Origin of the sequence: Cupriavidus sp. HPC(L) (genome assembly GCF_000307735.3) — a bacterium.
In the GTDB taxonomy this organism is placed as follows: domain Bacteria; phylum Pseudomonadota; class Gammaproteobacteria; order Burkholderiales; family Burkholderiaceae; genus Cupriavidus.
Genome location: NZ_AMPR02000149.1, coordinates 1 through 7,470, shown reverse-complemented (window position 1 = coordinate 7,470; position 7,470 = coordinate 1). Strand labels below are relative to the sequence as shown.

The 7,470-nt window shown below is 67.5% G+C and carries 5 protein-coding genes; 4 read left to right on the top strand and 1 reads right to left on the bottom strand.

The window, feature by feature from the left end; genetic code table 11:
* Positions 1-138 precede the first annotated feature (138 nt).
* The 4 genes from B551_RS10620 (at position 139) to B551_RS10610 (ending at position 6,362) form a co-directional block, all read left to right on the top strand.
* On the top strand, positions 139-1,593 hold the full coding sequence (locus tag B551_RS10620) for a bifunctional 2-methylcitrate dehydratase/aconitate hydratase (RefSeq protein ID WP_043438762.1): 1,455 nt from the start codon (positions 139-141) through the stop codon (positions 1,591-1,593).
* 321 nt (positions 1,594-1,914) lie between these two features.
* The gene (gene acnA / locus B551_RS10615) at positions 1,915-4,620 is read left to right on the top strand and encodes an aconitate hydratase AcnA (RefSeq protein WP_006579013.1); all 2,706 of its coding nucleotides are present in this window, start codon (positions 1,915-1,917) and stop codon (positions 4,618-4,620) included.
* A gap of 191 nt (positions 4,621-4,811) precedes the next feature.
* A complete protein-coding gene (locus tag B551_RS26505; RefSeq protein WP_023264052.1) occupies positions 4,812-4,961 on the top strand; it encodes a hypothetical protein in 150 nt (49 codons plus the stop codon).
* Between the two features lie 198 nt (positions 4,962-5,159).
* Entirely contained in the window at positions 5,160-6,362 is a 1,203-nt protein-coding gene (locus B551_RS10610; RefSeq protein WP_006579014.1) for a DUF2863 family protein, read from the top strand.
* A gap of 127 nt (positions 6,363-6,489) precedes the next feature.
* Here B551_RS10610 and B551_RS10605 read toward each other — a convergent pair whose 3' ends face one another.
* Positions 6,490-7,167, bottom strand: a complete 678-nt coding sequence (locus B551_RS10605) for a tRNA (guanosine(46)-N(7))-methyltransferase TrmB (protein ID WP_006579015.1) — start codon at positions 7,165-7,167, stop codon at positions 6,490-6,492.
* Positions 7,168-7,470 lie beyond the last annotated feature (303 nt).

The following is a 7,470-nucleotide window of genomic DNA, read 5'->3' as shown; positions in this document are numbered from 1 at the left end:
CGGCGCCACCGAGCAGCAAGTGGCGCCGCGCCAGTAAGACGCGGCACCCGGCCCCGCGGGTGCCTGCCCGCGGGGCCACGCAGCACCACACCGAGGGGAAGTGTCGTGTCGGCAGCCAATCCGCATCTCCATCCGAATCTGCGTCCGGACCTCCGTCCGGACGCCCGTCCCGAGCCGGACCAGGTACTGGTCGACATTGCCGACTATGTGACCCGGTACCAGGTCAAGAGCGCCCTCGCCTACGACACTGCCCGCAACTGCCTGATCGATACGCTGGGCTGCGGCCTCGAGGCGCTGTCCTACCCCGCCTGCACCAAGCTGCTCGGCCCGCTCGTACCGGGTACCGTGGTGCCGCACGGCGCCCGGGTCCCCGGCACCCAGTTCCAGCTCGACCCGGTACAGGCCGCCTTCAACATCGGCACGATGATCCGCTGGCTGGACTTCAACGACACCTGGCTGGCGGCCGAATGGGGCCATCCGTCCGACAACCTCGGCGGCATCCTGGCCACCGCCGACTGGCTGTCGCGCCAGCGCGTCGCGGCCGGCAGAAAGCCGCTGACGATGAAGGACGTGCTGACCGCGATGATCAAGGCCCACGAGATCCAGGGCTGCATCGCGCTGGAGAACGCGTTCAACCAGGTGGGGCTGGACCATGTGGTGCTGGTCAAGGTCGCCTCGACCGCGGTGGTCGCGCAGATGCTGGGCCTGTCGCGCGACGAGATCGTCAATGCGCTGTCGCTGGCCTGGGTCGACGGCCAGAGCCTGCGCACCTACCGGCATGCGCCGAACACCGGCAGCCGCAAGAGCTGGGCGGCCGGCGACGCCACCAGCCGCGCGGTGCGGCTGGCGCTGATCGCCAGGACCGGCGAGATGGGGTATCCCTCGGTGCTGACGGCAAAGACCTGGGGCTTCTACGACGTGCTGTTCGGCGGCAAGCCGTTCCGCTTCCAGCGCCCGTACGGCTCCTACGTGATGGAAAACGTGCTGTTCAAGATCTCGTTCCCGGCCGAATTCCACGCACAGACCGCGGTCGAAGCCGCGATGACGCTGCACGGGCTGCTGAACGGCATGGGCCGCGGCGCGGCCGAGATCCGGCGCGTGACCATCCGCACCCACGAGGCATGCCTGCGCATCATCGACAAGCAGGGGCCGCTGGCCAATCCGGCCGACCGCGACCACTGCATCCAGTACATGGTGGCGGTGCCGCTGCTGTTCGGCCGGCTGACCGCCGAGGATTACGAGGACAGTGTCGCCGCCGATCCCCGCATCGACGCCCTGCGCGAAAAGATCGTCTGCGTCGAGGATGCCGGCTTTACCGCCGACTATCACGATCCGGACAAGCGCTCGATCGCCAATGCGCTGACGGTGGAGCTGGCCGACGGCACGGTGCTGCCCGAGGTGGCGGTCGAATACCCGATCGGGCACCGGCGCCGCCGCGCGGACGGCATCCCGCTGCTGGTCGAGAAGTTCAGGACGAACCTGGCACGCCGCTTTCCGCCGAAACAGCAGCAGGCGATCCTCGACGTATCGCTGGACCAGGCGGCGCTGGAGGCCATGCCGGTGCACGAGTACGTCGATCTGTACGTCATCTAGCGCCGTGAAAAGTCGTATCGGCCCCGGCGCGGCATCCTTGGGTTGCCCTTCGGTTACCGATCGGGCGTCTCGGGAAACCATCCCAAGATGTGATTTGTTCCGCTCTTTTACTGGTATAGCATGCGCAAAGCCCCAAGTGGCGTGCGGGTTGCCCGTGCCGGAGGTGACGCATAAAGTAATGCTGATGCCGTCACCCAGCACCGCGTTCTCCGCCATGGCCATCCGCCACGTGATGCCGACGCGCAGCGAAGCTCACACAACGTCCCGTACGAAGTCCGCACGAAGTCCCGCAAACAGCACCTCTTCGATTGGAGTCAGGCAATGCCCCACAACTTGAACGACACGCTCAAAGAATTCCAGATCGGCCCTTCCACCAAGGGACAGTTCTACTCGCTGCCGCAGTTGGGCAAGGCCCTGGGCGTCGCCGTCGAGCGCCTGCCGGTGTCGATCCGCCTGGTGCTCGAATCGGTGCTGCGCAACTGCGACGGCAAGAAGGTGACCGAGGAACACGTGCGCCAGCTGGCCAACTGGGACCCGAACGGCGCGCGCGTCGACGAGATCCCGTTCGTGGTCGCCCGCGTGGTGCTGCAGGACTTCACCGGCGTGCCGCTGCTCGCCGACCTGGCCGCGATGCGCAACGTGGCCGAGAAGATGGGCCAGAACCCGAAGAAGATCGAGCCCCTGGTGCCGGTCGACCTGGTGGTCGACCACTCGGTGCAGGTCGACCACTTCCGCGAGAAGAAGGCGCTGGACCTGAACATGCAGCTCGAATTCCAGCGCAACAACGAGCGCTACCAGTTCATGAAGTGGGGCATGCAGGCGTTCGACACCTTCGGCGTGGTGCAGCCCGGCTTCGGCATCGTGCACCAGGTCAATCTCGAATACCTGGCGCGCGGTGTCCACCAGAAGGAAGGCGTCTACTACCCGGACACGCTGGTCGGCACCGATTCGCACACGACGATGATCAACGGCATCGGCGTGGTCGGCTGGGGCGTCGGCGGCATCGAGGCCGAGGCAGGCATGCTGGGCCAGCCGGTCTACTTCCTGACCCCGGACGTGGTCGGCGTCGAACTGCAGGGCCGGCTGCGCGAAGGCGTCACCGCCACCGACCTGGTGCTGACGATCACCGAGATGCTGCGCCGCGAGAAGGTGGTAGGCAAGTTCGTCGAGTTCTTCGGCGAAGGCACCGCCAGCCTGTCGGTGCCGGACCGCGCCACCATCGGCAACATGTCGCCGGAGTACGGCGCGACCATGGGCTTCTTCCCGGTCGACGAGAAGACCATCGAGTATTTCCGCGGTACCGGCCGCACGCCCGAGGAGATCGCCGCGTTCGAGGCCTATTTCCGCGCGCAGCAGCTGTTCGGCGTGCCGCGCGCCGGCGAGATCGACTACACCAAGGTGCTGACGCTGGACCTGTCGACCGTCGCGCCGTCGCTGGCCGGCCCCAAGCGTCCGCAGGACCGGATCGAGATCGGCAACGTCAAGCAGACCTTCGCCGACCTGTTCAGCAAGCCGGTCGCCGAGAACGGCTTCAGCAAGGACCCGGCCGACCTGGAGCGCGTCTACAAGACCTCGGACGGCATTTCGGTGCGCAACGGCGACGTGCTGATCGCGGCGATCACCTCGTGCACCAACACGTCAAACCCCAGCGTGATGCTGGCCGCCGGGCTGCTGGCCAAGAAGGCGGTGCAGGCGGGCCTGCACGTCGCGCCGCACATCAAGACCTCGCTCGCCCCCGGCAGCCGCGTGGTCACCGAATACCTGAAGGCCGCCGGCCTGCTGCCGTACCTGGAGAAGCTGGGCTTCGGCGTCACCGCCTACGGCTGCACCACCTGCATCGGCAATGCCGGCGACCTGGCCCCGTCGCTGAACGAGGCCATCGTGCAGAACGACCTGGTGGCCGCCGCGGTGCTGTCCGGCAACCGCAACTTCGAGGCGCGCATCCATCCGAACATCCGCGCCAACTTCCTCGCCTCGCCGCCGCTGGTCGTGGCCTATGCGATCGCGGGCAATATCCTGTGCGACCTGATGACCGAGCCGCTGGGCAAGGGCAAGAACGGGCGCGACATCTATATCGGCGACATCTGGCCGACCTCGGACGAGGTCAACGCGCTGATGCGCTTCGCAATGGACGAGGAGACCTTCAAGGACAACTACGAGAAGGTCAAGAAGCCGAGCACGCTGTGGGGCAAGATCAAGGGCACCTCGGGCCAGGTCTACGACTGGCCGAAGTCGACCTATATCGCGCAGCCGCCGTTCTTCGAGAACTTCACGATGGAGCCGGACAGCGGCGCGCGCAGCATCCGCGGCGCCCGCGCGCTCGGCATCTTTGGCGACTCGGTGACCACCGACCATATCTCGCCCGCGGGCTCGATCAAGGACACCTCGCCGGCCGGCAAGTACCTGCTCAAGAACGGCGTGCTGAAAGCCGACTTCAACAGCTACGGCTCGCGCCGCGGCAACCATGAGGTGATGATGCGCGGCACGTTCGCCAATGTCCGCATCAAGAACCTGATGATCCCGCCGCGGGAAGACGGCACCCGCGTCGAGGGCGGCTACACGCTGTTCCAGCCGTCTGGCGAACAGCTGTCGATCTACGACGCGGCGATGCAGTACATCGCCGAAGGCACGCCGACCGTGGTGTTCGGCGGCGAGGAATACGGCACCGGCTCGTCGCGCGACTGGGCGGCAAAGGGCACGCAGCTGCTGGGCGTCAAGGCCGTGATCGCGCGCAGCTTCGAGCGGATCCACCGCTCGAACCTGGTCGGCATGGGCGTGCTGCCGCTGCAGTTCAAGGGCGAGGACAGCGCGCAGTCGCTGGGCCTGACCGGCACCGAGACCTTCGACATCGAAGGCATCGAGGGCGAACTGCGCCCGCAGCAGGACGTCACGCTGGTGATCCACCGCGACGGCGGCCAGACCCAGCGCGTGCCGCTGCTGCTGCGCATCGACACGCCGATCGAGGTCGACTACTTCAACCACGGCGGCATCCTGCCGTTCGTGCTGCGGCAGCTGCTGGTGGCTTAGTCGCTGCTCAGGCGCCGCGCCATGGCCCCGGGTCCGGTGCGACCGGGCGCCATGGCCGTGTCATGAATCTGTCATGGCTCCAGCGCGCACGTATGTAAGTTCCACGCAAGGCTGCGCTGCCACACTCGGTCTCATTCGTAGAACAGCGCGGCCCCGCTCCAGGGGCCGCCATCGAGACTTAGGAGACAAGCATGGCCAAGATCCTGATCGCCTTTATCGTCATCGCCGGCGCCGCCCTGATGCTGCTGATGCAGGGAGGCGGCGACGTCTCGATGGGCGGCGAGCAGCACGGCGCCGAAACCCACGCACCGGCCTCGGGCGAGACCGCGACCCAGAAGTGACCCGGCGGCCCTGACGGGCCCGAATCCCAGGCGGACACCGTTCCGAGGCGTCACACTTGTGCCGGACAGGCGCCGGACGCCGACACGCCGCCCCAGCGGCACATGGCCGATCCATCAGGGTTTGCCCATGCGTTCGCTGGGCCGTGTCAACGCAACGAGTAGAATACCGTTTTACCGAAAAACGGATGAACTCAGCATATGGCAGGTTTTCGCCCCAAGGCCTCTCAACGACTGTCGCCGGACGCCGAGCGTCTGGTCGCCGACGCGCTCGCGCTCGACGCGTCCGGTAGCCGCATGGAGGACGCGTATTGGGAACGGCGCCTATCGCAACGCCTGGGCCGGCTGCTGAAAAACGGCAGCCAGTCCGCGCTGGACGCCGCGCTCGAGCATCTGTTCAAGCACAACGTCGACGCCTCCGACGTGCTCGCCGAGCAGGCCGAGACGCTGGCCGAATCCGCCACGGTCGAGATCGACGGCGTGCGTTACGACGCGCTGCTGATCGCGGCGCCGATCCTGGCCCACACCCGTTACGCGATTCCGTCCGGCGCGCTCAAGCCCGAGCAGGCGCAGACGCTGGCCGTGCACCTGCAGGCGCATGTGGTGGCCTCCAACGCCCGCATGGCGCTGTCGCCCTATCTCTACAGCATCGACCAGCTGCCGCGCACCCATAGCGACACCTTCGCGCTGACCCACAAGCTGATCTCGGCCGCGCTGGCCGGCGTCGCGCCCAAGGTCGACCTGCGCGACCTGCCGGAGACGGCGCCCATCCTGGCCGACCCGCGCTATCTGCTGGCGGTGGTCGTCGCCGAGCACGAGCAGCCGCTGTTCCGCTGGCAAGAAGAGTCGAAAGAACACCACGCCGAGCGCTCGGTCTGCCTCGAGCAATGGCGCACGCAGGTCCAGCCCTCGCTGGCGCTGCTGCTGCCCGGCTGCGAATTCGAGCTGCTGCTGCCCGACGCCTTCTTCCTGTCGTGCCGCGAGTCGGACAAGAGCATCCGTCCGCTGACGGTGCGGGCCGCGGTCAACTATCTGTGCGGCACGCTCGATATCACCGCGGGCCAGCTGGCGGCGGTGACCGCGGCATTCGGCGAGGACGAGGTCGAGGAATACCGCGTCGCGTTCACGATGCGCGGCGAGAAGGACGTGATCTACGGCATCGTCTGGCCGGTCTACGGCCGCGAGTCGGGCGAGATCGACGACAGCGGGCAAGGCAATCCGCTCGAACAGATCTGCGAGGAGCTGCGCAACGCCGGCGTCGACGATATCTTTCGCCACGCCTCGCTGTTCGATCCCGAATACTGCGAGGACTGCGGCACGCCGCTGTACGCCGACCGCTCCGGCGAGATCGTGCACGCCGAACTGCCCGAGGACGCGCCGACGCAGCAGCCGCTGTTCCACTGAGGTTTCGCATCCCCGTCGTCCCCGCGCAGCCGGGGACCCAGCGTCTTGCGAACCACTGCAGTCACTGGATCCCCGCTTTCGCGGAGACGACAGACAGGTCCACGGCCCGCAGCGATGCGGGCCGTTTTCATTGGGGCGCCGGTCCCTCGCTGACGCAGCGCCACAGCGGATGGCCCGAGGCCTGGTACTTGCGTTCGAACGGCGTCATCGGTGGCTCGGGATGCAACGGCTCGGTACGCGCGGGCCGGCCCACCAGCGCGAGCGCCTGCGCGAATTCGTCGATATAGACGGGCCAGTTGCTGCGGCACTCCAGATAGTCGCCGCAAGCGGCCAGCGCCGGGAACACCGCATGGCCATGCCAGCGCCGCCCCAGGTGACCGATCTTGGGCCACGGATTCGGATACAGAACGTAGTGGCGCGCCACCGCGATGCGGTCGCGCTGCAGCAGGCGCCAGACGTCGACCAGATCGGCGCGGGCCCAGACGAAGTTGTCCGGCAGCGCGCCCTGCCACCAGTCCTTGCCGGCCGTCAGCCGCTTCTCCGACTGGTCCACGCCGATGACGAAGTGGTCGGGATGCGCCTGTGCCAGCCGCAGCGTGCTTTCGCCGACGCCGCAGCCGGAATCGAGGATCAGCGGCGCCCCGCCGGCGGCCTGCCAGCTGGCCAGCGCCGCATCGAGCGCGCGCCGGCTGACCTCGCCGATCGGCTTGCGGAACGGCTCGGCGAGATGGCGGGCGACACGGGTGGCGAGCTGCTGGTGGGCATCGGTCTGGGCCGATGCGATCGTGCGGGAGTTGGCGAACATGGGCGCGATTCTACCGGGGGCGATTCCGCCCTGCGCGATTCGCCGAGCCCCATTGGCGCCCGCGCTCGCCATAAGCATATGACGCACGCATCGCACGCGGCCCGCCATTTATCGGCACAATGCGCATCAAAGCCATCCGCGAACCCGCCTGCCCGCCTCGGCTGCAGCAGCAGCAACAGCACACCAGCAGCCACCGCGCAGGCCCGTACCAGGAGCCAAGCAACGATGCCGCAACGCCAACACCCCCTTCACCCGTCTCGCCAGACCACCCCTGCCCTGCCATCGCGCCGCGGCTGGCTGCTG